Annotated in this window: 26 protein-coding genes; 15 read left to right on the plus strand and 11 right to left on the minus strand. The window is 70.3% G+C overall.

Annotation, left to right across the window (positions count from 1 at the left end):
- Positions 1–19 precede the first annotated feature (19 nt).
- On the plus strand, positions 20–799 hold the full coding sequence (locus E3T54_RS15240; protein WP_174844437.1) for an SDR family NAD(P)-dependent oxidoreductase: 780 nt from the start codon (positions 20–22) through the stop codon (positions 797–799).
- An 18-nt stretch (positions 800–817) separates the two neighbouring features.
- On the opposite strand, the gene E3T54_RS15245 is transcribed toward E3T54_RS15240, so the two are convergent.
- Both E3T54_RS15245 and E3T54_RS15250 read right to left on the minus strand, forming a co-directional pair.
- Positions 818–1840, minus strand: coding sequence for a WD40 repeat domain-containing protein (locus E3T54_RS15245; protein WP_241977274.1), 1023 nt, complete (start codon positions 1838–1840; stop codon positions 818–820).
- A gap of 187 nt (positions 1841–2027) precedes the next feature.
- On the minus strand, positions 2028–3953 hold the full coding sequence (locus E3T54_RS15250; RefSeq protein WP_134476417.1) for an acetate--CoA ligase: 1926 nt from the start codon (positions 3951–3953) through the stop codon (positions 2028–2030).
- Between the two features lie 86 nt (positions 3954–4039).
- On the opposite strand from E3T54_RS15250, the gene E3T54_RS15255 reads away from it, so the two are divergent.
- From E3T54_RS15255 to E3T54_RS15285, 7 genes are all read left to right on the plus strand, one after another.
- The gene (locus tag E3T54_RS15255) at positions 4040–4753 is read left to right on the plus strand and encodes a GntR family transcriptional regulator (RefSeq protein WP_241977259.1); all 714 of its coding nucleotides are present in this window, start codon (positions 4040–4042) and stop codon (positions 4751–4753) included.
- Positions 4754–4768: 15 nt separating this feature from the next.
- Positions 4769–6304: an MmgE/PrpD family protein gene (locus E3T54_RS15260; protein ID WP_134476418.1), complete on the plus strand. Its 1536-nt coding sequence runs from the start codon at positions 4769–4771 to the stop codon at positions 6302–6304.
- Entirely contained in the window at positions 6304–7227 is a 924-nt protein-coding gene (gene prpB, locus E3T54_RS15265; protein WP_134476419.1) for a methylisocitrate lyase, read from the plus strand. The genes E3T54_RS15260 and prpB overlap by 1 nt, the downstream gene beginning before the upstream one ends.
- On the plus strand, positions 7224–8354 hold the full coding sequence (locus E3T54_RS15270) for a bifunctional 2-methylcitrate synthase/citrate synthase (protein WP_134476420.1): 1131 nt from the start codon (positions 7224–7226) through the stop codon (positions 8352–8354). Before prpB ends, E3T54_RS15270 begins: the two co-directional genes overlap by 4 nt.
- Positions 8355–8451: 97 nt before the next feature.
- Entirely contained in the window at positions 8452–9171 is a 720-nt protein-coding gene (locus tag E3T54_RS15275) for a Type 1 glutamine amidotransferase-like domain-containing protein (RefSeq protein ID WP_092324907.1), read from the plus strand.
- 6 nt (positions 9172–9177) lie between these two features.
- Positions 9178–9867, plus strand: a complete 690-nt coding sequence (locus E3T54_RS15280) for a uracil-DNA glycosylase (RefSeq protein ID WP_241977260.1) — start codon at positions 9178–9180, stop codon at positions 9865–9867.
- Between the two features lie 32 nt (positions 9868–9899).
- Positions 9900–10478: a GNAT family N-acetyltransferase gene (locus E3T54_RS15285; RefSeq protein WP_134476421.1), complete on the plus strand. Its 579-nt coding sequence runs from the start codon at positions 9900–9902 to the stop codon at positions 10476–10478.
- A 32-nt stretch (positions 10479–10510) separates the two neighbouring features.
- Here the strand turns inward: E3T54_RS15285 and E3T54_RS15290 are convergent, their stop codons facing one another.
- On the minus strand, positions 10511–11329 hold the full coding sequence (locus E3T54_RS15290; protein WP_198414503.1) for an SDR family oxidoreductase: 819 nt from the start codon (positions 11327–11329) through the stop codon (positions 10511–10513).
- Positions 11330–11385: 56 nt separating this feature from the next.
- Between E3T54_RS15290 and E3T54_RS15295 the strand changes: the two genes are divergently transcribed.
- The 7 genes from E3T54_RS15295 to E3T54_RS15325 all read left to right on the plus strand — a co-directional run bounded on the left by E3T54_RS15295 (position 11386) and on the right by E3T54_RS15325 (position 17206).
- Positions 11386–11772 (plus strand): hypothetical protein, encoded by a 387-nt coding sequence (locus E3T54_RS15295; protein ID WP_092324901.1) that lies wholly within the window; start codon positions 11386–11388, stop codon positions 11770–11772.
- A gap of 32 nt (positions 11773–11804) precedes the next feature.
- Positions 11805–13232 carry an amidase gene (locus E3T54_RS15300; protein WP_134476422.1) on the plus strand — a complete coding sequence of 476 codons (1428 nt, stop codon included), beginning with the start codon at positions 11805–11807 and terminating at the stop codon, positions 13230–13232.
- Between the two features lie 228 nt (positions 13233–13460).
- Entirely contained in the window at positions 13461–13775 is a 315-nt protein-coding gene (locus tag E3T54_RS15305) for a rhodanese-like domain-containing protein (RefSeq protein WP_092324898.1), read from the plus strand.
- Positions 13776–13795: 20 nt separating this feature from the next.
- Entirely contained in the window at positions 13796–14392 is a 597-nt protein-coding gene (locus E3T54_RS15310) for a rhodanese-like domain-containing protein (protein ID WP_092324896.1), read from the plus strand.
- Positions 14389–15153: a sulfite exporter TauE/SafE family protein gene (locus E3T54_RS15315; RefSeq protein WP_134476423.1), complete on the plus strand. Its 765-nt coding sequence runs from the start codon at positions 14389–14391 to the stop codon at positions 15151–15153. The genes E3T54_RS15310 and E3T54_RS15315 overlap by 4 nt, the downstream gene beginning before the upstream one ends.
- A 73-nt stretch (positions 15154–15226) precedes the next feature.
- Complete coding sequence (locus E3T54_RS15320) at positions 15227–15676, plus strand: Fur family transcriptional regulator (protein ID WP_134476424.1); 450 nt, start codon at positions 15227–15229, stop codon at positions 15674–15676.
- 60 nt (positions 15677–15736) lie between these two features.
- Positions 15737–17206, plus strand: coding sequence for a catalase (locus E3T54_RS15325; protein WP_134476425.1), 1470 nt, complete (start codon positions 15737–15739; stop codon positions 17204–17206).
- A 118-nt stretch (positions 17207–17324) separates the two neighbouring features.
- Here E3T54_RS15325 and E3T54_RS15330 read toward each other — a convergent pair whose 3' ends face one another.
- The 8 genes from E3T54_RS15330 to E3T54_RS15365 form a co-directional block, all read right to left on the minus strand.
- Positions 17325–18200, minus strand: a complete 876-nt coding sequence (locus tag E3T54_RS15330; protein ID WP_134476426.1) for an SDR family NAD(P)-dependent oxidoreductase — start codon at positions 18198–18200, stop codon at positions 17325–17327.
- Between the two features lie 19 nt (positions 18201–18219).
- Positions 18220–18579: a Fe-S oxidoreductase gene (locus E3T54_RS15335; RefSeq protein WP_134476427.1), complete on the minus strand. Its 360-nt coding sequence runs from the start codon at positions 18577–18579 to the stop codon at positions 18220–18222.
- A 27-nt stretch (positions 18580–18606) separates the two neighbouring features.
- Positions 18607–20055 (minus strand): NAD(P)/FAD-dependent oxidoreductase, encoded by a 1449-nt coding sequence (locus tag E3T54_RS15340; protein ID WP_092324884.1) that lies wholly within the window; start codon positions 20053–20055, stop codon positions 18607–18609.
- A 13-nt stretch (positions 20056–20068) separates the two neighbouring features.
- The gene (locus E3T54_RS15345) at positions 20069–20875 is read right to left on the minus strand and encodes a crotonase/enoyl-CoA hydratase family protein (protein ID WP_241977261.1); all 807 of its coding nucleotides are present in this window, start codon (positions 20873–20875) and stop codon (positions 20069–20071) included.
- A 62-nt stretch (positions 20876–20937) separates the two neighbouring features.
- Complete coding sequence (locus E3T54_RS15350; RefSeq protein WP_134476428.1) at positions 20938–21771, minus strand: arginase family protein; 834 nt, start codon at positions 21769–21771, stop codon at positions 20938–20940.
- A 104-nt stretch (positions 21772–21875) separates the two neighbouring features.
- The gene (locus E3T54_RS15355) at positions 21876–22523 is read right to left on the minus strand and encodes an NADPH-dependent F420 reductase (protein WP_134476429.1); all 648 of its coding nucleotides are present in this window, start codon (positions 22521–22523) and stop codon (positions 21876–21878) included.
- Between the two features lie 109 nt (positions 22524–22632).
- Positions 22633–23364: a PspA/IM30 family protein gene (locus E3T54_RS15360; RefSeq protein WP_092324879.1), complete on the minus strand. Its 732-nt coding sequence runs from the start codon at positions 23362–23364 to the stop codon at positions 22633–22635.
- A gap of 52 nt (positions 23365–23416) precedes the next feature.
- The gene (locus tag E3T54_RS15365) at positions 23417–25489 is read right to left on the minus strand and encodes a TPM domain-containing protein (RefSeq protein WP_134476430.1); all 2073 of its coding nucleotides are present in this window, start codon (positions 25487–25489) and stop codon (positions 23417–23419) included.
- Between the last annotated feature and the right edge of the window lie 4 nt (positions 25490–25493).

Consider the following 25493-nt stretch of genomic DNA (forward strand, 5'->3'; position numbering starts at 1 on the left):
CTCCCTGCAGAATAGAGGAATGGGTACACGCAGAGTGGTCGTAACCGGTGCGAGTTCGGGAATCGGGGCTGCCAGCGTGCGCCTGTTCCGGCTTCGAGGGTGGGACGTCGTCGGGGTCGCGCGGCGTGCCGACCGTCTCGCGGCGCTCGCCGAGGAGACCGGCGCACAGGTCTTCACGGCCGACCTGACCCGGCAGGCCGACGTCGACGCGCTGCGCGACTTCCTGGCCGCGACCGGCCCGGTGCACGCCCTGGTCAACAACGCCGGCGGCGCCCTGGGCCTGGACACCGTCGAGAACTCGAAGATCGAGGACTGGGCCTGGATGTTCGAGATCAACGTGCTCGCCGTGAAACGGGTGACCAGCGCCCTGCTGCCCCTCCTGCGTGCTGGAATCTCGTCGGGCGGCGGCTCGGCCGACGTCGTGACCATCACCTCGATCGCCGGCCACGTCAATTACCTCGGCGGCGGCGGCTACAACGCGGCAAAGTCCGCCGCGCACGCGATGACGGAGGTGCTTCGCCTGGAACTCAACGGCGAACCCATCCGGGTGATCGAGATCGCCCCCGGCATGGTCAAGACCGACGAATTCGGCCTCGTGCGCTTCGGCGGCGATGTGGAGAAGGCGGTCGCGGCGTACGAGAACATTCCGAACCCGCTCACCGCGGAGGACATCGCCGAGACGATCGTCTCGAGCGTGGAGCGCCCGGCACACGTCAACCTCGACCTGATCACGATCAAGCCGGTCGCCCAGGCTGCGCCGACGAGGATCGCCCGGGGCGAACTGCGGATGCGGGACTGACCGACCCCGGATCCGGGCTCAGTCAGCAATGTTCCAGACCCGGAGCGTTCCGTCGGAGGAGCCGGAGACGGCGAAGCGGCCGTCAGGGGTGACTGCAACGGCCTGGACAGCGGTGAGGTGGCCCTCCAGTGTGTGGAGTAGGCGCCCGGAGGGCAGATCCCACACCCGCACGGTCTTGTCGGAGGACCCGGACACAACCCTTTGCCCGTCGGGAGTCACAGCGAGCGCCCAGATCGGACCTGCGTGACCCTTCAGGGTTTGCACCGTCGCCCCGGAGGCCAGCTCAAGAACCCGCACTGTCCTGTCGGTGCAGCCGGAGAGAACCAGGCACCCGTCGGGGCTCACGGCGACGCCCCCAACAAAGCGGTTGCCCGGCAAGGTGCTCACCGCCGCCCCCGATGCCAGATCCCAGACTCGAAGCGTCCAATCCTCGGAGCCGGAAACAGCCCAGCGCCCGTCGGGAGTCACAACCACCGTGCGCACTGGCTTCTTGTGGCCCGCCAGGGTGTGAAGCAGGCGCCCGGACGTCAGATCCGACACCCGCACCGTCGTGTCGCGGGATCCTGACACAAGGGATTGTCCATCGGGTGTCACCGCGACCGCCATGGTGTTCCCGTCAAGCGTCTGAAGCGGGCGCCCCGTGGCCAGGTCCCAGACCGTGGTTGGCCCGTTGACTTCGCCGCCAAGGGCGCACGCCCCGTCGGGCGTCACAGCCACCGAGTACGAGCCACCGGGAGCAAGAGTGCGTAGCAGCCTCGTCGATGCCTCAACCGGGGGCGGTTGACCGGTCCGTGTCCCCGAGGCCACCATATTCAAGCCAAAGGCGGTGGGTCCCACGCCGAGCACAAACAGTGCCAACAACAAGGACGTCGTGGTGTTCGCGAAGTCGGTTCCCTCGGGATTCCAGCCGCTCGTGAAGTGCCTGACGAGGTAGAGGGAGCAGTACCCGATCACGGCGAGACCGAGGAAGGTCAGCACGATCCCGGCGAGACTCCACGCCACGGCACTGGTGGCCTTCCTGGCGCGCCGACCGCTCATCATCGCCACCTCCCGCCCCGTTGGCCCGGAGTCCTCGCCCCTGCGTGACCGGCATGTGCCTCTCAACAGGTTCAACCTAGTCCTCGCACCGACACAGGACCATGTCGTGGGACCCAGCTCACCCTCGCGGAGGGTGGACGAAGGCCGGGGGCGAACTGCGGATGCGGGACTGACCGACCCAGGACTGCTGTCAGCTGCCTTCGCCGGCGCCGTGGACGGCCCGTTGCAGGTCGTCGAGCACGGTCGGATCCTCGATGGTCGGCGGAACCGTGTACGGCTCGCCGTCCACGATCTGCCGGATCGTCTTGCGCAGGATCTTGCCTGAGCGGGTCTTCGGCAGCCGTTCCAGGATGGTCACGTCGCGGAAGGCCGCGACCGGGCCGACGTGCTCCCTGACCAGCCCGATGAGTTCGGCGGCGAGGGTGTCGTGGTCGATCTGCTCGCCGGCCTTCAGCGTGACAAAACCGGCAGCGCGCTGCCCCTTGAGCGCGTCGTGCACGCCGACGACCGCGCACTCCGCGACGGCCGGATGCAGGGTGAGCACCTCCTCGAGGGAGCCGGTCGACAAACGGTGGCCGGCCACGTTGATCACATCGTCAGTGCGGCCCATCACGTACAGGTAGCCGTCCTCGTCGAAGTGGCCGGAGTCCCCGGTCGCGTAGTAGCCAGGGAAGGCCGACAGGTAGGCGCTCGTGTACCGGTCCTCGCTGCCCCAGACCCCCATCAGGGTGCCAGGCGGCAGGGGCAGGCGGATGGCGATGTTGCCTTCTTTCCCCCGCTTGACCGGCTTGCCCTTCGAGTCGAGGATCTCGATGTCGTAACCGGGCACGGGCACGGTGGCCGACCCGGGCCTGGTCGGGAGGGCCTCGATGCCGCGCGGGTTCGCGCAGATCGCCCAGCCCGTCTCGGTCTGCCACCAGTGGTCGACGACCGGGCAGTGCAGGCCGTTGTTGGCCCAGTGGAACGTTTCCGGGTCGAGGCGCTCACCGGCCAGGAACAGGCTGTCCAGGCTGGACACGTCGTGCTTCGCCAGCTCGCGCAGCCCCGGGTCGACCCGCCGGATGGCGCGGATCGCGGTCGGGGCGGTGAACAGCACCTTGACCTTGTAGTCCTCGACGACACGCCAGAAGGCCCCGGCATCCGGTGTGCCGATCGGCTTGCCCTCGTAGATCACCGTGGTGGCGCCGACCAGGAGCGGGGCGTAAACGATGTAGGAGTGGCCGACCACCCAGCCGACGTCGGAGGCGGCCCAGTACACGTCGCCGGGACCGACGTCGTAAATGTTGCGCATCGACCAGGCCAGGGCGACGGCGTGCCCGCCGTTGTCGCGCACGATCCCCTTGGGGCTGCCGGTGGTTCCTGAGGTGTAGAGGATGTACAGCGGGTCGCCTGAGCGCAGGCTGACCGGCCCGGCCGGGGTGGCCGTCGCCTCCTCGTCGGCCCAGTCCAGCCAGGTGGCGTGGGTGTCGTGGGTGTAGTCGGCTGCGCTGCCGGGAACCGCGTCACGGCCCCGCACGATGACGGTCTTCACCGATCCGGCGCTGAGCTTCAGGGCGCGCTGCACGAGCGGGAGGTATTCGACCGCACGACCCGGTTCGAGGCCGCCGGAGGCGGTGACGATGACGCCGGGGCCGGCGTCGTCGATGCGCACGGCCAGTTCGCTGGCGGCAAAGCCGCCGAAGACGACGGAGTGAATGGCGCCGATGCGGGCGCAGGCCAGCATGGCGACGATGGCCTCCGGGATCATCGGCAGGTAGATGATCACGCGGTCGCCTTTGTCCACGCCGTTGGCGCGGAGCACTCCGGCGAACCGGGCCACGCGCTCGAGCAGCTCGCTGTAGCTGAGCGACAGCCTCGTGCCGGTCATGGCCGAGTCGTAGATCAGGGCGGCCTGGTCGCCGCGGCCGGCGAGCACATGCCGGTCGAGGGCGTTGTAGCTCGTGTTCAGCTCCCCGTCGGGAAACCAGTGCGCGGCGCCGGGGGCGCGCTCGTCCAGGGCGACGGTCGGGGGAGTGACCCAGTCGATTCCGCGCGCGGCATCGAGCCAGAACTCGCCCGGCGATTCGATGCTCCGCGCCCAGGTCTCGCGGTAGCCGGCGTGTGGTTCGCCCGTCATGTTGAACCTCTCCATTGAGCCCTCTGTATACAAAGGATGCTCGAAGTATTGCACAAGTGACGCCTGAAGCGCATAGTATGACCGTTGTGTATACACAAACCGATTCTGGGGTCCGCGAGCCTGTCACCGCGAGCGAGCCGCTCACCGCCAGCGAACGGGCCTACCGGCAGCTGCGCGTCGAGATTCTCGATGGGGACCTCCCGCCCGGCACGGGCCTGCTCGAGGTGGAGCAGGCCGCGCGCATCGGCGTCTCGCGCACCCCGCTGCGGGCGGCTGTGGCCCGGCTCATTTCGGACGGCCTCGTGGCCGGGCGCAGCGGTCGGGGGTTTGTGGTCACCGAGATCTCGATCGAGCGGATCCGCGAGCTGTACGAGCTGCGCCAGGCGCTCGAAGAGCAGGCCGCCCGACTCGCGGCACTGCGCCGCGACCCCGCCGTCTTCCGGGCCCTCCGCGAACAGTTCGTGTCGGCTCCCGAGCTGCTCCTCCAGGGCGAGGACGGCATCCACCGCTACTACGACCTGATCGACGACCTCGAGCGGGCCATCGACACGGCCGGCGCCAACCCGTACCTGGTCGGCGCCCTCGATGCCGTACGCACCCACCTTTCCCGCATCCGCCGACTGGCCAGGGGCAACCAGGCCCGCCTGCGGGCGGCCGCGACCGAACACCTCCTGATCATCGACGCGATCATCGCCGGCGACGCCAACCTGGCCGCCCACGCGACCCATGTCCATCTCCACCAGAGCCTCACCAGCGTCCTCGCGGCGATTGATGAGGAGACGGCCAACCGGGCCGACTGACCGAAAGGATTCATCGTGCAGCTCCACAACGTACGAGTACACCGCAGCGACGAGAATCTCGCCAGGGGAAGCCAGCTGGCCTGGAAGATCGCCGAGGTGGCAACCGATCCGGTAGAGGTGACCCCGGAGGTCACCGAGATGGTGATCAACCGGGTGATCGACAACGCGGCCGTTGCCGCAGCCTCGCTCACCCGCCGCCCGGTCGTGTCGGCCCGCGGGCAGGCCCTGTCCCACCCGCGGTCCGTCGGCGGCGAGGGCGCGACGGTCTTCGGCCCGGCCAGCGCACGACGGGTGTCCCCGGAGTGGGCGGCGTGGGCCAACGGTGTGGCCGTGCGTGAGCTCGACTACCACGACACGTTCCTCTCGGCCGAGTACTCCCACCCCGGCGACAACATCCCGCCGATCACGGCCGTGGCCCAGCACCTCGCCGCGTCGCGGGGGCTCACCGGGAGCGACCTCGTGCGCGGGATCGCCACCGGGTACGAGATCCAGATCGACCTGGTCAAGGCGATCAGCCTGCACGAGCACAAGATCGACCACGTCGCCCACCTCGGCCCGTCGGCCGCCGCCGGCATCGGTTCGCTCCTCGGCCTCGACGCCGAGACCATCTTCCAGGCCGTCGGCCAGGCGCTGCACACCACCACGGCCACCCGGCAGTCGCGGAAGGGCGAGATCTCCAGCTGGAAGGCGCACGCCCCGGCGCTCGCCGGCAAGCTGGCGGTCGAAGCCGTCGACCGGGCCGTGCGCGGCGAGACCAGCCCCACCCCGATCTACGAGGGCGAGGACGGCGTGATCGCCTGGCTGCTCGGCGGTGCGGATGCCGCGTACAGCGTGCCGCTGCCCGAGCGCGGGGAAGCCAAGCGGGCCATCCTGGACAGCTACACGAAGGAGCACTCGGCCGAGTACCAGGCGCAGGCCTGGATCGACCTGGCGCGGAAGCTGCACCGGGAGCACCCGGAGCTGGCCGCCCCCGGCGCGATCGCGTCGGTGGTCATCCACACCAGCCATCACACGCACTTCGTGATCGGGTCCGGCGCGAACGACCCGCAGAAGTACGACCCGACCGCGAGCCGGGAGACGCTCGACCACTCGATCCCGTATATCTTCACGGTCGCCCTGCAGGACGGCAGCTGGCACCACGTCGACTCCTACTCGCCCGAGCGCGCCGGCCGGGCCGACACCGTCGCCCTCTGGCACAGCGTGACCACGGTCGAAGACCCCGAGTGGACCCGCCGGTACCACTCGCTCGATGTCAGCGAGAAGGCCTTCGGCGGCCGCGTCGTCATCACGCTCAGCACCGGCGAGACCATCACCGACGAGATCGCGGTCGCGGATGCGCATCCGCTGGGCGCCCGTCCGTTCGGTCGTGCGGAGTACGTGAACAAGTTCCGCACCCTCGCCGAAGACGTGCTCGGCCCCGGTGAGATCGACCGGTTCCTGCGCCTCGCGCAGCGGCTGCCCGACCTCGCCTCCGGCGAGCTCGGCAACCTGACCATCACGGCCAGGCCCGGACTCCTCTCGGCGTTCCCCACCCCGGTCGGAATCTTCTGATGCTGTACTCCACAACCACCGCGGCCGAGAAGCGCGTGAACCTGCGCGCGATGCTGTCCAGCGGAACGATCCAGCGCTTCCCGGGCGCGTTCAACCCGCTCTCGGCCAAACTCATCCAGGCGAGGGGCTTCGAAGGCGTCTACATTTCCGGGGCGGTGCTCTCGGCCGACCTGGGCCTGCCCGACATCGGTCTGACCACGCTCACCGAGGTCGCCGGCCGGGCGCAGCAGATCGCCCGGATGACCGACCTGCCGGCGATCGTCGATGCCGACACGGGCTTCGGCGAGCCGATGAACGTAGCGCGCACGATCCAGACCCTCGAGGATGCCGGCCTGGCCGGCATGCACATCGAGGACCAGGTGAACCCGAAGCGTTGCGGGCACCTCGACGGCAAGCAGGTCGTCGACGAGGAGACCGCGGCCAAGCGTATCCGCGCGGCGGTCGATGCGCGCCGGGACCCGAGCTTCCTGATCATGGCGCGCACCGACATCCGTGCCACGGTGCCGGGTGATGGCGGCCTCGACGCGGCCGTCGACCGGGCGAAGAAGCTCGTCGACGCCGGCGCCGACGCGATCTTCCCCGAGGCGATGGCGACGCTGGCCGAGTTCGAGGCGATCCGCGCGGCCGTCGACGTGCCGCTGCTGGCGAACATGACCGAGTTCGGCAAGAGCGAGCTGTTCACGGTCGACCAGCTCGGCGGGATCGGCGTCAACATGGTGATCTTCCCGGTGTCGCTGCTGCGCCTGGCGATGGGCGCCGCCGACCGTGGACTCGCAGCCATCCAGGCGGAAGGGTCGCTGACCTCCCTCCTGCCGGAGATGCAGCACCGCACGGCGCTCTACGAGCTGCTCGATTACGAGGCGTACAACCAGTTCGACTCAGGCATTTTCAACTTCAGCGTGAACGAGAAGGGAACGATATGAGCGAGAACGATGTGAAGGTCTTCAAGGGCCTCGCCGGCGTGCCGGTGGATGTCACCGCGATTTCGAAGGTGAACTCGGAGACGAATTCCCTGCTCTACCGGGGCTACCCGGTGCAGGAACTGGCCGCCCTGTGCAGCTTCGAGGAGGTCGCGTACCTGCTCTGGCACGGCGAGCTGCCGGACGAAACACAGCTGGCCGAGTTCGAGCAGCTGGAACGGTCGCTGCGCCGGCTCGACCCCGTCGTGCACCGCGTCATCGACGAGCTGCCGATGAGCGCGCATCCGATGGATGTGCTGCGCACCGCAGTCAGCGTGATCGGCGCCCGCGACCCCGAGGTCGCCGACGCGTCGCCGGAGGCCAACCTGGCCAAGTCGATCCGGCTGTTCTCGCAGTTGCCGGCGATCATCGCGTACGACCAGCGTCGCCGCCACGGCCTCGACCCGGTCGAACCCAGGGACGACCTCGGCTACTCGGCGAACTTCCTGCACATGACCTTCGGCGAGGTGCCGGAACTGGCCGTCGTCGACGCGTTCGACGTCTCGATGATCCTCTACGCCGAGCACTCGTTCAACGCGTCGACCTTCACCGCGCGGGTGATCACCTCCACGCTCGCGGACCTGCACTCCGCGGTGACCGGAGCGATCGGCGCGCTCAAGGGCGCGCTGCACGGCGGCGCGAACGAAGCCGTGATGCACACCTTCGACGAGATCGGCGCGGGAGAAGGCGCCGGCGACCGCGCGGTTGCCTGGCTGGACCGCGCCCTCGTGGACAAGCGCAAGATCATGGGCTTCGGGCACCGGGTCTACAAGAACGGCGACTCACGGGTGCCGACCATGCACGCGGCGCTGCTGACCCTGGTCGAACACTACGAGCGGCCCGACCTGCTCGAACTGTACGCGGCGCTGGAAGCGGCGATGACCGAGCAGAAGGCGATCCTGCCCAACCTCGACTACCCGTCCGGACCGGCCTATCACCTGATGGGCTTCGACACCCTCACCTTCACCCCGTTGTTCGTGGCGGCCAGGGTGATCGGCTGGACGGCGCACATCATCGAGCAGACCGGTTCCAACGCCCTCATCCGCCCGCTGTCGGTGTACGACGGCGTGGAGGAACGCCACATCGTCTGAGGACCTTCGCCGGACGCTTCGCGGCATACCATTGACCAATGGCCCATGACGCAGTACGACAGACGACCGGCAGCATCCACGGCACCGAGGTGAACGCATGAGCGTGCACCTGGTCGGCGGCGGCTGGGCTTCCGAGCACTATCCCGCGGTCTACGGACCGTTCGTCGGTGAGGCGACGGCGCGAGCGACCGCGGCCGGACGGGTCGAACCGCGCATCGCGATCATCTCCGTGCGGTCCGGCGACGGCGACGAGCACGCCGCGAACCTCACGGCAGCGCTGGCCGCGGCCGCGCCCTTCGAGCCCGTGCTCACCACGCTCGAGCTGGACGGCCGGGCGGCCCTGACCGCGGTCGGGGACGTCGACGGCATCGTCATCGGCGGCGGGCTCACCCCCGCCTATCTCGCCGCGGTCGCGCCGATCGCCGGAGAGATCCGCCGCCAGGTGTCGGCCGGCATCCCCTACCTCGGCTACTCGGCCGGCGCGATGATCGCCGCCGAGCGCGCCCTGACCGGCGGCTGGCGGATCGGCGGCGTCGAGGTCGCGCCACAGGACGGATCCGAGGACCTCGACGAGGTCACGGTCGACAACGGCATCGGCTTGCTGGATGTCACCGTCGAGGTGCACGCCGCGCAGTGGGGCACGCTGTCCCGACTGATCGCCGCGGTCGAGGCCGGACTGGTCGACGGAGGCCTCGCCATCGACGAGAACACCGCCCTGGTGGTCGGCGAGGGCGCGCTGGGCGTGGTCGGCGCCGGCAGCGTCTGGCGGGTCAGCCAGGCGCCCGACGGGGTTCTCGTCAGCACCTTCGGCGCCTAGGACCCCGTGCCGACGCCCCCGGGGGCCCGCTTCGGCGACGGCCGGATCGACCCCGGCTGGGCCGAGGCGCTCGCGCCGGTCGCTCACGAGATGGGCGCGATGGACGACTTCCTCCGGGCCGAGACGGCGGCCGGACGCCCCTGGCTGCCCGCAGGCGACAAGATCTACCGCGCCTTCGGCCATCCCTTCGACGATGTGAAGGTGCTCATCGTCGGCCAGGACCCGTACCAGACCCCCGGATTCCCGATCGGGCTGTCCTTCGCCGTCGACCCCCACGTGCGTCCCCTGCCGCGAAGCCTCCAGAACATCTACCGCGAACTCCACGACGACCTCGGGCTGACCCCGCCGCCGCACGGCGACCTCACCCCCTGGGCGGCGCGTGGCGTCATGCTGCTGAACCGGGTGCTCACCGTGCAGGAGGGGGTCGCCGGGTCGCACCGGCGGCGCGGCTGGGAGGCCGTGACCGAGCACGCCATCCGCACCCTCGTCGCGCGCCGCCGCCCGCTGGTGGCCATCCTCTGGGGCAGGGATGCCGCGAGCCTCCGGCCCCTGCTGGGCGACACGCCCGTGATCGAGTCTGCCCACCCGAGCCCGCTGTCAGCGAGGCGGGGATTCTTCGGCTCCCGCCCGTTCAGCCGGGCAAACGAACTCCTGACGGCCCAGGGAGCCGCGCCCGTCGACTGGTCGCTCGGCTAATCTGGAAGTTGAAGAAACGAGGGGAGTCACCGGTGCTTGAAGAGGAATACCAGCCCAGGCGACGGCTGCCGATCCACCTTCGCCCGGTGCCGCCGCCCGAGGCGCCGTTCGAGTACTCGCTGCGCGACGCAACGGCCGCCGACCTCCCGTACATCCGTGAGATCTACAACTACTACGTCGCGAACAGCACCGTCACGTTCGACGAGGACGCGATGACCCTGGCCGAGTGGCGGGACAAGTTCGCCTACCTGGAACGGCTCGGCATGCCGTTCATCGTGGCCGAGTCCCCGGCCGGGCAGCTCCTCGGCTACGCGCTGGTCAGCCCCTGGAAGCAGAAGAAGGCGTATCGGTTCACCGTGGAGAACTCGATTTACCTGGGCGCGGCATCCACAGGCAAGGGCCTGGGCCGGGTTCTGCTCGCCGAACTCATCGCGCGGTCGAAGGCCGCGGGGCTCAAGGAGATCATCGCCGTGATCGCGGACCAGGGTGCCGACGCGTCGATCAAGCTGCACCACGACTTCGGCTTCGAGGAAATCGGTCGGATGGGCAAGGTCGGCTTCAAATTCGAGCGCTGGCTGGGCACCGTGCTCATGCAGAAGAGCCTGAAGTAGGCGGTCGCCCCGAGCAGGTAGCGCAGTGTCCGTTAGGCGGTGCGGCGGCGCGCGGTCAGGCGCCCGGTCGCTTTCACCACGGCGCCGCGCGGCAAGGCCCTCGAGAGCCAGGCCAGCGCGGCATTCCGCGCGCCGCTGACCCTGTGCGGCGGGGGAGTGCCGCGGTCGAGGTCGGCGAACACGGTGCGCATCACCTGGTCGACGCTCTGCGGGCGTCGCCGGGCCGCGACGCCGGCCACCCGGGAGAACTCCGTGGCAACCGGGCCGGGGCAGAGCGCCGTCACCTTGAGGCCGGAGGCGTGTGTCTCGTACCAGAGCGCCTCGGTGAAGCTCAGCACGTACGCCTTGGTCGCTCCATAGACGGCCATGCGAGGCACCGGCTGGAACGCGGCGGTGCTCGCCAGGTTCACGAGGGCCGCGCCGTGCGGATGCTCGCCTGCGGTCTGGAGCAGGTCCGGCAGGAACGCCCGGGTCAGCTCGGTGAGCACCTGCACGTTGAGCGCCACCTGTTCGCGTTGCAGGCCGGCGTCGGACACGGCGAAGGGCCCGAAGGTAGCGAAGCCGGCGTTGTTGACGAGCGTGCCGACGGTAACGGAGCGGGTGCGCAGGTCCGTGACCAGCTCGGCGACGGCATCCGGCCCGGTCAGGTCCAGCGGGATGACGGTCGAGGCCGTGCCGTACTTCTCGGCCAGTTCGACGGCGAGGGCCTCAAGACGATCCTGGCGTCGGGCGACGAGCACGAGGTCTGCCCCGCGCTCGGCGAGCCGGTGCGCGAAGCCGATGCCGAGACCGCTCGAGGCTCCGGTGATGAGGGCGGTGGTTCCCATGGGGGTGAAGTATGAGCGTGCCATGCACTGAGGCTAGCCCCGCTCGGCCGGGCTGGGCGAGCCCCGCGTAAGGTCGAAGCATGACGGATGCCCCACTTGACGTTCCTGCCCGGCACACGGTTCTGCGGTCCTTCGCCGGCCACCTCGCGGCCGACCCCGACGCGGCCTTCGGGCACCTCGTGGCCACTCTGTCCGGCGGCGATGAGGCCGCCGGCCACGTCAGGGCCGACCCCGCGCGTCGCCTCGTCGTCGTGGAGGGCGACTGGTGGTATCGCGGCGAGTACCGGGTGCTGCCGGAGGAGTCCGGGGCCCTCGTACAGTACGAGATCATCAACATCGCGCAGGTCGCCCGCTGGGCGGCCCGCTGGACCGCGCGGCCGGTACTCGAGGCGGCGCCCGCGGCGTTCGGGCGGCTCCTGACCGCGATTCAGGCGGAGGTCGATGGCGCTCGGCCGGACGAGGCCTGACCGACCTGAGGCGACCTGACTAGGCTCGACCCATGCCACAACCGCACGAGCTGACCGCCCTCGACCAGTGGCAGGCGCTCCAGCGGGGGGAACTGCGCCCCACCGAACTCGCCGAGCACTACCTCGCGCGCATCGAGGCGCTCAATCCGTCGCTGGGGGCATTCGTGACGGTGACCGCGGATGCCGCCCTCGAGCGGGCGCGCCACGTCGAGGCGAACGTGCCGCGGACCGCGCCGCTCTGGGGGCTGCCGTTCGGGGACAAGGACCTGCAGCGGCGTGCCGGCGTGCCGGCGCGGTTCGGCTCGCGCCTGATGGCCGACTTCGTCCCCGAGGAGTCCGACGACCTCGTGCGGGCGCTCGACGCGGCCGGCGGAGTGAGCCTGGGCAAGACGAACACCCCGGAGTTCGGCCTCCCCTCGTACACCGAGAGCCTCGCAGAGGCCCCCGCGCGCAATCCGTGGGACGTCGGCCTCGGCGCCGGCGGGTCCAGCGGCGGGGCCGCGGTGGCGGTCGCGGCGCGGATGCTGCCGTTCGCGCCGGGCTCCGACGGAGGCGGGTCCATTCGTATTCCCGCAGCGGCATGTGGCCTCGTCGGCCTGAAGCCGTCCCGAGGGCGGGTGCCCGCAGCATCCGGGATCGATTCTCTCGGCGGGCTCGCGGTGGCCGGGCCGATCGCCCGCACGGTGGCGGATGCCGCGCTTCTGCTCGACGCCATGATCACTCCGAGCGGCAGCCGTCCGGAGCACCACTTCGCGCTCCGCGCCCCCGGCGAAGACGGCCCCCTGCTCGCGGCCGCCGTGCGCGGGGAGGGGCGGTTCCAGCTCGGCGTCATGACGACGTCGGCCTGGGACGACGACTACGAGATCCGCCTGGCTCCCGAGACGCTGGCCGCGCTGGCGGTGGCCGTCGACGGGCTCTCCGCACTCGGCCACGGCCTCGAGGAGACCGCGCTTTCGCCCGACGCAAGCTACGTGCCCGCCTTCCGCACGATCTGGCAGGCGGGAGCGGCGACCATCCCGGCCGATGGCCCGGAGCAGGAGGAGCAGCTCGAACCGCTGACCCGCTGGCTGCTCCGGCGCGGCCGCGCACTCGGCGCGCGCGACCTGGCCGAGGCGCTGGCGGCGCTGAGCGCCTTCGAGCGTTCGTTCATCGCCCGGCTGTCGCGCTTCGACGCCGTGCTCACCCCGGCGCTGGCGCTCACGCCGCGCCCGTTCGGCTGGTACGACCGGGCCGACGGGGAGCGCAACTTTGCGCAGCAGGTGCAGTACACGCCGTTCACCTCGATGGTCAACGTCGCGGGGCTCCCGGCCATCGTCCTGCCGGTCATGCAGACCGCGGGCGGTCTGCCGATGGGGGTGCAGTTGATCGGGCGCCCGGGCGGCGAAGCGACCCTGCTGGCCCTCGGCGCCCAGCTGGAACGCCGCCTGCGCTGGCAGGACCGGGTGCCGCCCGGGATCTGACCCCCGCCCCCCGTCAAAATTCTCGTGAGGGGTCGCATATCGACCTTCCTTCGCCCCGGGAAGGTCGATATGCGACCCCTCAGGGGGTTCCGAAGCCGAGCCGGTGGTGCCAGATACCCCTGGGGGTATACTGGAAGGTGCAGGGCGCGACTTGGGAGGACGACGAACGATGGACCTCCGTCTGCCTGTTGCAGCGTCCACCCCCACCCCGATCCGAAAGGACCACCCATGAATGAGCTCACCCCCCAGCAGGTGCTGGACCGCCTGAACGACGCCCAGGTCATCGACGTGCGGGAAACCGAGGAAGTGGCCGACGGCATGATCGTCGGCGCCCGGCACATCCCGCTCGCCCAGGTGCCCGGCAGTACCGGTCTGCTCGACAAAACCCGCCCCGTCATTGCGGTGTGCCGCAGCGGTCGGCGCAGCGCCGCAGCCGCCGAGCAACTGGCCGCCGCAGGTTTTACCGCGTACACGATGTCCGGGGGCATGCTTGACTGGAAGGCTTCGGGACTGGCCACAACGGCGCCCCCGGCCCCCCATTGATCTCCCAACGGAAAGACATCGTGACGACACCGACAGGCACGACCGCGGACACCGCATCCGTCGATGCCGCCACGCTGCGAGGCTGGGTCGAACGTCAGGACGACCTGTTGCTGATCGATGTGCGCGCTGCCGGCGAGTTCGAGACTTCGCACATCCGAGGCTCGTACCACGTTCCGCTGCCCCTGCTCAAGGAACACACGCCCGAGTTCGCCGCCAGGATGGACACGCACGTGGTGCTGATCTGCCAGTCGGGGGTTCGGGCCGAGCAGGCCAGGCAGCGCCTCGGCACGGTCGGGCTGGACGGGGCGATGGTCCTCAGCGGCGGCGTCCCCGCCTACGCGGCGGTCGGTGGTGACATCGTGCGCGGCCGAAGCTCGTGGGCGCTGGAGCGCCAGGTGCGCATGGCCGCGGGGTCGCTCGTGCTCGCCGGCATGCTCGCCGGGCGATTCATCTCCCCGAACCTGCGCGTGATCGCCGGAACCATCGGCGCCGGACTTACCTACTCGGCTGCCACCAACAGTTGTGCGATGGGCCGCGCCTTGTCCTGGATGCCGTGGAACCGCTCCGTCACCGAGCCGACTGCACGCGAGGCCCTCGACCAGCTCACCGACCGATGATCGTCCCGGCGCTGGTCCTCGGTCTCGTGGTCGGGGCGTTGCTCGGCCTGACCGGTGCCGGCGGATCCATCCTCGCGGTGCCCGCCCTGGTCTATGGGGTGGGGATGCCCCTGTCCGAGGCCATCCCGACCTCGCTGGTCGTGGTCGGCGCGGCGTCGGCCGTTGCGGTGATTCCGCGGCTGCAGGGCGGCGTGAACTGGCGCCTCGCGGCGGTCATCGGCGCACCGGGCATCGCCACCGCGTTCCTGGGGTCGCTGATCAGCGGCATGATCGAACCGCGCGTGCTGCTCGGGGTGTTCGCGGTGATCATGGTCGTCGCCGGCGTGCGGATGTTCTTCCCCACGAAATCGGTCGTCGGACCCTGCGCCCTTCCCGACGGCGGAACCGACTGGCGCCACTGCCTGCCCCGTGCCCTTGCCACGGGCGCCGTGGTGGGCTTCCTCACCGGGCTGCTCGGCGTCGGCGGCGGCTTCCTGATCGTGCCGGCCCTCACCCTGGTGCTCGGCCTGCCGATGGCGCTCACCGTGGGCACGTCCCTGGTCATCATCGTCATCAACTCCGCCGCCGGTTTCGCCGCGCACGTCGGCACCGTGGAACTGGACTGGGCGGTCGTGGGCGTCTTCGCCGCCGCCGCCATGGCAGCATCCTTCGCCGCCGGGCGCCTCGCCCGTGGGCTTTCCGACGTCGTGCTCAAGCGCGGTTTCGCCGTGCTCGTACTCCTCGTCGCCGCCTATGTGGCGACCCGGGCGATCATCGGCTGAGGGTACTTTTCTCCGCGAGTCAACCCGCAATTCCTTATCTTGAATTATTCAAGACAACTGCTACGCTGGGCGCATGACTGCAACGGATGCGACGGCGACGCACACGCTCGCCGACGGCATCCGCTCGGCCGGCCTCAAGGTCACCGCGCAGCGCCTGGCCGTGTTGTACGCGCTCGCCGACTCGCCGCACGCCAGCGCGGAGCGGGTGTTCGCTGCCGTGCACGCGGCGCTGCCCGGCACCTCGTTGCAGGCCGTCTACGGCGTGCTGGCCGCGTTCACCGCCGCCGGGCTCGTTCGCCGGATCGAGCCGGCCGGCTCCGCCGCGCTGTTCGAGCGACGGGTCGGCGACAACCACCACCACCTCGTCTGCACCGGCTGCGACGCGGTACACGACGTGGACTGTGTCGTGGGGGAGGCGCCCTGCCTGACCCCCGCCGACGCGCGCGGTTTCGCCGTGGCATCCGCCGAGGTCACCTTCTGGGGCCTCTGCCCGTCCTGCCGAACCGAGCCCGCGACCCCCTGATTTCGTACGTCGACCCAGCCCAATCGAACAGCAGCGAAGTACCGAACAGCAAGGAGCATCATGCCTATCGAACCCACCACCACCCAGACGGGTACCCCCGTCGCCAGCGACGCGCACTCGCTCACCGTCGGCGCCGACGGCGTCACCGCACTGCACGACCGGTACCTGGTGGAGAAGCTGGCCCAGTTCAACCGGGAGCGCATCCCGGAGCGCATCGTGCACGCCAAGGGCGGCGGAGCACACGGCCAGTTCGTGGTCACCAATGACGTGTCGCAGTACACCCGCGCGGCGCTCTTCCAGCCCGGCGCGACGACCGAGACGCTTCAGCGCTTCTCCAGCGTCGCCGGCGAGCAGGGCAGCCCCGACACCTGGCGCGACGTGCGCGGCTTCTCGGTGAAGTTCTACACCTCCGAGGGCAACTACGACCTCGTCGGCAACAACACCCCGGTGTTCTTCATCCGCGACGGCATCAAGTTCCCCGACTTCATCCACTCGCAGAAGCGGCTGCCGGGCTCGGGCCTGCGCGACGCGACCATGCAGTGGGACTTCTGGACCCTCTCCCCGGAATCCGCGCACCAGGTCACCTACCTGATGGGCGACCGCGGCCTGCCGCGCTCCTGGCGCGAGATGCCCGGTTTCGGCTCGCACACCTACCAGTGGATCAACGCCGCCGGTGAGCGTTTCTGGGTCAAGTACCACTTCGCCTCCAACCAGGGCCACGTCGAGATGGAGGGCTCGGAGGCCGAGCTCATCGCCGGCGCCGACGCCGACTACTACCGCCGCGACCTCTACGAGGCGATCAAGGCCGGTAACTTCCCGTCGTGGGACGTCTCGGTGCAGGTCATGCCCTACGAGGACGCGAAGACCTACCGCTTCAACCCGTTCGACCTCACCAAGGTCTGGCCGCACGCGGACTACCCGCTGATCAAGGTGGGCACGCACACCCTCAACCGCAACCCGGAGAACTTCTTCGCCGAGATCGAGCAGGCCGCGTTCTCGCCGGCCAACACGGTTCCCGGCATCGACATCAGCCCGGACAAGATGCTGATGGCCCGCGTCTTCTCCTACCCGGATGCGCAGCGCTACCGCGTCGGCACGAACTACACCGAGATCCCGGTGAACGCGCCGAAGACCGCCGTGCACAACTACTCGCAGGACGGCGCGGCCCGCCACGGTTTCAAGCCGGCGGATGCCCCGGTCTACGCGCCGAACTCCCTCGGGGGCCCGGTGGCGGATGCCGCGGCGGCCGGCGAGGGCAGCTGGGAGTCCGACGGCGCACTGCTTCGCGCCGCGGCGACACTGCACTCGGAGGACAGCGACTTCGGCCAGGCCGGCACGTTGTACCGCGAGGTCTTCGACGACGCGGCCAAGGCTCGCTTCCTCGACACCATCACGGGTGCCATCAGCGGCGTGCAGCGCCCCGAGGTCACCGAGCGTGCGATCGCGTATTGGACCGCCGTCGACGCGACGCTCGGAGCATCCCTCCGCGCGAACCTCGCCGCCTGGGCCGAGGCCGACCTGCTCGTCTAACCCACCCCACCCCTCCCCTCCCCTCCGCCCCATCCCCATCCGCCGAACTGTGAGTTTGGCACCTTCCCGGGCCCGGTGAAGGTGCCGAACTCACAGTTCGGCGAGGGAGGCGAGGGTGCTACTCGGCGATGGGAACGGGCTCGGCGATGGGCATGGGCTCGGCGACGGGCAAGGGCTCGGCGACCATGGCGGAGCTTCGCTCCCAGAGGCCGGCCGCCAGTTCCGGGTCGTAGGCCTGCGTGTTGGCGCCCGCGATCTTTCGTTTCTCGTAGTACGCGCCCGAGCGCCAGTCGCTTCCGGGTGTCGCCGTCGCCAGCCAGACGAGCGTGTCGGCGCCCTGCTCCGGGGTCAGCAGGAAGCGCTTGAGCGCGGTCTGGTAGATGAACCGCATGGGGCTCGTCGACGTGGCCGAGAAGCTCGTCGCGACGACGCCGGGGTGGAAGGCGGCAGCGGAGATCCCCTCGTCGTTGAAGCGACGGTGGAGTTCCTGGGTGAAGAGGATGTTGGCCAGCTTGGCGTCGCCGTAGGCCTTGTTCGCGGAGTACGTCTGCTCGGCGTCAAGGTCGTCGAGGTCGATCCTGCCGAAGAGGCTGTTGGCCGCGCTGGAGGTTTGGATCACGCTGGCCTTGCTGTCCGCGAGCCGGTCGACCAGCAGCATGGTCAGCAGGAAGGGGGCGAGGTGGTTGACCTGGAAGGTCTTCTCGTGCCCGTCCATCGTGGTCTCCCGCGCGCCCATGATCCCGCCCGCGTTGTTGGCGAGAACGTCGATCCGCGGGTAGCGGGCCAGCAGGTCCGTCGCGAGGGCGCGCACCTGGGACAGGTCGGCGAAGTCGGCGACGAAGAAATCCGCGCCGAGTTCCGCGGCGATGGCGGACGTTTTCTCGGCCGACCGACCCACGATGACGACGCGGTCTCCGTCCCGGCTCAGCTTCCTGGCCGCAGCGGCTCCGATGCCGTCGCTCGCGCCGGTGATGATGATGGTTCGTGCGGTCATAGTGCGCCCCTCATTGTGACTAATTGACATATCCGCCCTTCTGCAGTCCGGCCTGGATCTCGAATCTGTTCCGCAGCGGATTGCGTCCCGCCACCAGGTACAGCAGGGGGAAGACCATGCCGTACCGCTGCCACTGCCGCTTGTGCACGGCCTCGTGCTCGAGCACATCGGCGGAGACGTTTCGGTTGGTGAGATAGCAGCCGCCGACGCAGGATCCGCCGCGACCGAACGTCCAGGCGGGCATCCCGCTGAAGACGATGAGCCCGTTTCGCCGCTCCACCCGTCCGGTGCTCCACAGGGAACCCCAGAGTGCCCCGACGCAGGTCGCGTAGAGATAGCCGGCCCGGCTGATCGGGGAGTCGAACAGGATGCGACGCATCCCTCTAGCGTAGGTCGTCGCCCGGCCTCAGGACTCGCCCGGCCGGCCGTATTCCTCCAGCAGCCGAAGCCACACTTCGCTCAGGGTGGGGTAGCTCGGCACCGCGTGCCACAGGCGATGGATCGGAACCTCGCCCACGATGGCGATCGTGGCCGCGTGCAGAAGTTCGGCGACGTCCTGCCCGACGAACGTCACGCCGAGCAGAACCTTCCGGTCGAGGTCGACGATCGCCCTGGCTCGACCGGTGTAGTCGTCGGCGAGCACGGTGGCCCCGCCCAGCCAGCTGAGGTCGTAGTCGAGCACCCGGATGCGATGGCCCGCGTCCTCCGCGGCCGCCTGGGTCAGCCCGACGGATGCGACCTCCGGGTCGGTGAAGGTGACCTGCGGAACAGCGGCGTGGTCCGCCGTCGCGACGTGGGCACCCCAGGGTGCGTCGTCGACGGGCGCGCCCGCGGCTCGCGCGACGATGACGTCCCCGGCTGCCCGCGCCTGGTACTTGCCCTGGTGGGTGAGCAGCGCGCGGTGGTTGACATCGCCGGTCGCGTACAGCCACCGGCCGGCCAGCGCGGGGGAGCTGCCCTGCACGAGCATGGTGTCGTCCACGGCGAGCCAGTCGCCGGGCGTCAGGCCGACGGTGTCCAGCCCCAGATCCGTCGTTCGGGGAACGCGCCCGGTGGCGACGAGGACCTCCGCCGCCGTGACCGTCCCTCCGCCGTCAAGCGTCAGCTCGACCTCGCCCGACGCGGTGCGCTCGGCGCGGGCCGCCGTCGCCCCCAGAAGCACGGTCACGCCGGCTGCACGCAGGCCCTCGGCGACCAGCTCGCCGGCGAACGGCTCCTGCCCGCGCAGGAGAGTGCTGCGGGCGATCACCGTCACGGTCGCCCCGAGTGCGGCATAGGCGGTCGCCATCTCCACGGCGACGACACCGCCGCCGAGGATGGCGAGGCTCTCCGGGATCTCTGGCGCGGACGTGGCGTCACGGCTGGTCCAGGGGGAGACGTCGGCCAGACCGGGGATCTCCGGCAGCAGCGCGGCCGATCCGGTGCCCACGGCCACGGCGTGCCGGGCGGTCAGCACCCTGGTCGTACCGTCGTCGGCGGTGACCGTGACCTCGCGCACCCCGGACAGGCGACCGTGCCCGCGCACGAGACGGATGCCCGTGCTCTCCAGCCACTTCACCTGCGAGTCGTCGGACCAGTCGTGCACGATCGTGTCCCGGCGTCGCAGCGCCGCGCGGGCATCCGGGGTTCCGGTCACGGCCTCGGCGGCCCCGCCGACGCGTCGGGCGGCGCTGAGGGCGGTGCCGCTGCGGATGAGGGCCTTGGACGGCATGCAGGCCCAGTACGAGCACTCCCCGCCGACGAGCTCGCTCTCGATGATGACGGTGGAGAGGCCGGCCCGCGCTACCCGGTCGGCGACGTTCTCGGCGCTGGACCCGCCGCCGATCAGGATCAGGTCGTAGGTGTCTGTCGGCATGGTGCCTTCCGGGTCAACGGCCGATGAAGTCGGCGGGCGTGCGGCTGAGGAACGCGGCCATGCCGATTCGGGCGTCCTGGGTCGCGGCCAGGCGCGCCAGGGTCGGCTGGAGCCCGGCCTCGGCCGCGGCATCCCCGTCGCGCACGGCGCTGCGCGCGCTCGCGAGGGTCGCCTGCACTGCCAGCGGGGCCTGGCCGGCGATGCGCTGGGCGAGCTGGAGGGCGCGGTCGAACTGCGTGCCGTCGGGCACGACCTCCTGCACGATGCCGATCCGGTGGGCCTCGGCCGCATCGAACATGTCGCCGGTGAGGATCCAGCGCATCGCGTTGCCCCAGCCTGCCGCCCGGGGGAAGCGGATCGTCGCGCCGCCGAAGGGCAGGATGCCCCGGGCCACTTCGATCTGGCCGAACATCGTCGATTCGGCGGCCACGGTCATGTCGCTGGCCAGCATCAGCTCGATGCCGAGGGTGAGGCAGGTGCCCTGCACGGCCATCACGACCGGCTTGGACAGCGAACTGCCGTCCACCTGCCACGGGTGGATGCCGCCCTCGGGAACGATGTCGATTCCGTCAGGGCCCAGCCGGGGACCGACGTCGGCGAGGTCGAGCCCCGCCGTGAAGTGTTCGCCGACCGCGTGCACGAGGCCGACCCGCAGCTCCGGGTCGCGCTCGAGCTCCCCGTAGGCGAGGGCGAGCTGCTGCAGCAGCGCGAAATCGGCGGCGTTGCGCTTCTCCGGACGGTTGAAACCGATCAGGAACACATGCCCGCGCCGCTCGGTGATGATCCTCGGCTGGTCTGCCACGGATTGCTGGTCGCTCACGGAAGCCTCCTGTGTCCCCTCGGCGCCGGCGCGCCGGTCCCCATGCTACGGGGCCGGTGCGCTCAGCGGGTGAGGGCGCCGATGATCCGCAGGATGCTCGGCAGATCGTCGCCGGCGTCTTCCGGCGAGGCCGGCGCGAAGCCCGCGATCGTCGCCCCGGCCAGGCCGAAATCGGCCCGCAGCGCGGTGATCAGCCCGGTCAGGGTCTCCACGGCCAGCCCGAACGGGTACAGGTCGCCCAGCCCGGTGATGGCGGACGGGTCGAGCACGTCGAGGTCGATGTGCAGGTAGACCTGGCCCGCGCCCGTCGCGCGCACGGCGGCCACCAGCGCGTCGGGGGAGCCGAGGTCCTCCACCGGAACGGTGACGATTCCGCGTTCCGCGATCAGGTCGGCCTCGGCCGGGTCGATGTCGCGGGCGCCGGCGATGATCACGCGCTCCAGCGGAACGCGGCTGTCCTCGGCCAGGGCCAGGCCGTCGGTGCCCTCGCCGGCGATCGCCCGCACCACCATGCCGTTGAACGCGCCAGAGGGCGACGTTTCCGGCGTGTGCAGGGCCGCGTGCGCGTCGAGCCAGACGACGGCGAGGTCGTTCGGGTGCCGCCGGGCGGCATGCGCCACGGCGGAGAGGGACACCCCGCAGTCGCCGCCGATCGTGAGTGCCCAGTCGGTGACGGACCGGAGGGTGAGGTCCATCCGTTCGCGCACCATCAGAAGCGTCGAGAAGCGATGGATGCCCGTGTCCTGGGCGTCTCCGGCCTCGGCAGGTACGTCCACCGTCCGCGTGGCCGACTCGGGCAGGTCGCCGCGAATGGCCTCCGCCCCGTCGGCGAGGCGCATCGCGCGCGAGGAAATGGAACCCTGCCACTGGGGCACGACAACGAAGGTGGGAGACATGCCCTCAGTATGCCCCTCGGCCCCGCACCCCCTCAACGCGAAACCGCAGTTGTGCGCGCTAAAACTCCGTTTTGGCGCGCACAACTGCGGTTTCGCGGAACGAACTACATGTCGCGGTAGCGAGTCGCGGTGCTCACGGCCTCGCGCAGCTCGAACTCGTTCATCCGCGGGCCGTAGCCGGGGGTGTCCCGCTGGATGCGCCAGCCCTCGGACAGCGGACCGAGGTCGAGGCCGTCGAAGCCGAAATCGTCCAGCAGCGCCGCGACGGCATCCCGGGCGGATGCGTCGTCGCCGGCCAGGACCAGCGCCCGCCGGTCCTCCGAGCCGGCCGGCCGGCCGTGCGTGGTCAGATCCGCGGCATAGATGTGGTTGAACGCCTTGACGACCCGGGCGTCGGGCAGGCGCGCCTGCAGTAGCTCGGCCGTGGTCGTGCGTTCGTCATCGAGTTCGGCAATGTTGCCGTCGCGCTGCGGGTAGTAGTTGTTGGTGTCGATCACGATCTTGCCGGCGAGCTGCTCGGCCGGGACGGTGTCGATGGCGTGTAGCGGAATGGTGACGACGACGAGATCCCCGGCGGCGGCGGCTTCGGCCGGCAACGCCGCCCGGGCGCGTGCACCAAGCTCGGCAACGAGATCGTGCAGGGTTTCCGGGCCGCGCGAATTGCTCACGACCACGTCGTATCCGTTGGCCACGCCAAGGCGCGCGAGCTGGCTGCCGATGTTTCCGGCGCCGATGATTCCTAAAGTTGTCATACCCCGGCCAACGCCGCCCCCCGCCAGTATGTTCCCGCCACCCCCACGCGAAATCGCAGTTGTGCGCGCTAAAGCGGAGTTATAGCGCGCACAACTGCGGTTTCGCGGGCTACTGCTCGATCGAGGTGGTGCGGCCGGCCTTGAGTTCGGCGAGCCGGGCGTCGACCTCGGTGAGCTCGCCGAGGTCGTCCAGGCTCTCGAACTGGGCGTCGAGGCTTGAGGCGGCCAGTTCGCCGGCACCCCGCACGCGCGCCTCCTCCCGGCGGATCTTGTCTTCGAAGCGGCTGACCTCGCTTGTCGGGTCCATGATGTCGATGCTCTTGATGGCATCCATGACCTGCGTCTGCGCCTGGGCGGTCTTCGACCGGGCGATCAGCTCGTCACGCTTGGCGGACAGCTGGCCCAGCTTCTCCTTCATCGCGTTGAGTCCGGTCTTGAGCTGCTCGACAACGGCCGTCTGGGACGCGATCTGCGGCTCGGCCCCCTTGGCTTCCTTCTCCGACTGCAGCTGCCGGCCGAGCGCGACCTTGGCGAGGTTGTCGAACCGGTCGCCGTCGGCCGTCTGGCCGGCGGCGCGCAGTTCGTCTGCCTTGCGGCTGGCGGCGAGAGCCTTGACACCCCACGATCCGGCCGCGGCGACGTCCTCACGGTGGTCGTCCTCCAGCAGGCGCAGGTTGCCGATCGTCTCGGCGATGGCGCTTTCTGCGTCGGCGATGCTGTTGGTGTAGTCGCGCACCATCTGGTCGAGCATCATCTGCGGGTCTTCCGCGGAGTCGAGGAGCGCGTTGATGTTCGCCTTCGCCAGCTGGGCGATGCGTCCAAAGATGGACTGTTTCGTCATGTGGGTGTCCTTTCAGGAGTGATGCGATTATGGGCCAAATCGGGTGGACGTGCTAGAACCTGCCGCCGCCGCCCCGCCTGGAGCGGGTTCCGCTGCCGCCGAAACCTCCGGGGATACCGAAGCCGCCTCCGCCGCCCCGCCGGCCGCCGCCGCTGCCGAAGCCGCCGAAGCCGCCTCCGCCGCCGCCTCCGCCGCCGCTCAGGATAGAGCCGATCAGGATGCCGCCGAGCACGGCGCCGAGGCTGCCATCGCCGCCGCCGCGGGCGCTTCGCCCGCCGCCGAACATATCGCCCATGCCGCCGGTGCCGGAGAAGCCGTCGACGTCGTTCCTGGCCATGGAGATGGCCTCCGCGGCGAGCGCGTTGGCGCGCTGGGCCGCGGCGAGGGAACCGGCCGGGTCCGCGGCCCGGGACGATTCCGCGTGCACCAGGAGGCGCCCGGCCTCGGCGAGCCGGGTGCGCGCCTCCGCACCGACCGCGCCGCGGCGGGCGGTGATGAAGTCCTCCGCGGCGGACACCTGGCTGCGCGCCGCCAACAGGGTCTGGGTGAGCGCGGCCTCGGCGCGTTGCGCCTGGGCCTGGGCGTCGCGCACACCCGCCAGCACGGCGTCCATCCGCTCGTTGGCCGTTTCCAACCGTTGAACCAGCTCGATCGGGTTGATCTTTCCCGCGGCGAGGTGTGCCTTCACTTCGGCCACCGTCTGCTCGGTGCCCGCGATGACCCCGGGGAGTTCGGCCGCCGCGCCGGTGCCGGCCGGCAGGGCCCTGGCCTGGATGATGTCGGTCTCGAGCTCCCGGAGTTCGCCGGTCACGCTCTGCGCGGCGGACGCCAGATCCGCGCCGAGGCGATCGACGGCGTCGAGCAGGAGACGCGCTTGGTCGACCGATTCCTCGGCGGCCCGGATCCCGACCGCGGCCGCGCTCGGCTCGCCGGCGGCCAGCCGGGCATTCGCCTCGGTGAGCGCGTTTTCGGCGAACGTGACCCGCTCATCCGCCTGGCGGGGATTGTCGGCCACCGTCGCGAGGGCGGCCTCGGAGTACCGCTCGAACAGGGACGCGAGGGATGCCTCCGCCTCGTTGATCCGGGCGTCGACGCCGGCGATCTGCTTTTCGAGTGATGCCGCGGCATCCGGCGCCCTCTGCTCCAGCTTCCGCAGCTCGTCGAAGTCGGCGGCCTGATCGTCGAGCGCCGCGTTGGCCTTGTCGCACAGGGCGATGATTTCGCCGTACCAGGCCCGCCGCTGGTCCTCGGTGTCGGGTTCGGCGTCGTCGAGTCGCTGTTGCAGGGTGAAACCCTGGCTGAGCTGCGCCTTGGCGGTGGCGAGCGCACTCTGGAACGCGCCGGTCGCCTCGACGCCGTACTGCGCGATCGCGAATCCGAGCTCCTGCTCGCTGGTCTTGATCGCGTCGTCCGTTTGCACCAGTTCGCTCGAGGCCCGCTGCTTGAGCTGCGCGGTCGTCAGGGCCGGCGGGGCTCCGGAGGCGCGACCGGCGCCACCGGCGGGGACGGCGCGCTGCCGGCGGGCGAGCACGACCACGAGCACGATCCCGCCGACCACGATCAGGATGACGAGCGCGACCCACACGCCCGTATATCGGCCGCCGCCCGGATTCGCCTCGCCGGGAGTGACGACGGGCGCCGGCACGGGGGCGCCGGTGATGCTCGCGCCGATGCCCTCGGCGGCCCCGATGGCGGCCCCCGCCCAGTCATTCTCGCGGAGGGCCGGTTCGATGGCCACGGTCTCGAGGTCGGTCAGCTCTGCGTCGGTGAGCGCGAAGTCGGCCGCGACCGACAGCTGGTATTGACGGTCGGCCGTGGCGACGACGAGGAGGACATCTCTGCTGCCGAGGCCGTTCTTGTCGGCCGTCTCGTCGGCCCAGGCCTCGCGGTCCGCGGCGCCGGTGAAGCTGTCGACGTAGACGACGAACAGGTCGGTTTGGGTGTCTTCGTAGAGCTGGTCGAGGGCGGCCTGCACGTCGCCTTCGCGATCGCCGAGGGCGTCGACCCGGTCGACGATGTGACTGGCGCCGAAGGTGACCGGGTCTTCGGCGTGCGCAACGGCGGGGGCCGAGAGCACGAGCGCAGACAGGAGCAGTCCGGATACGATCGTCCACCCTGCCCGCATGTGC

Origin of the sequence: Cryobacterium sp. Sr8, from assembly GCF_004403225.1 — a bacterium.
Classification (GTDB): Bacteria; Actinomycetota; Actinomycetes; order Actinomycetales; family Microbacteriaceae; genus Cryobacterium; species Cryobacterium psychrotolerans.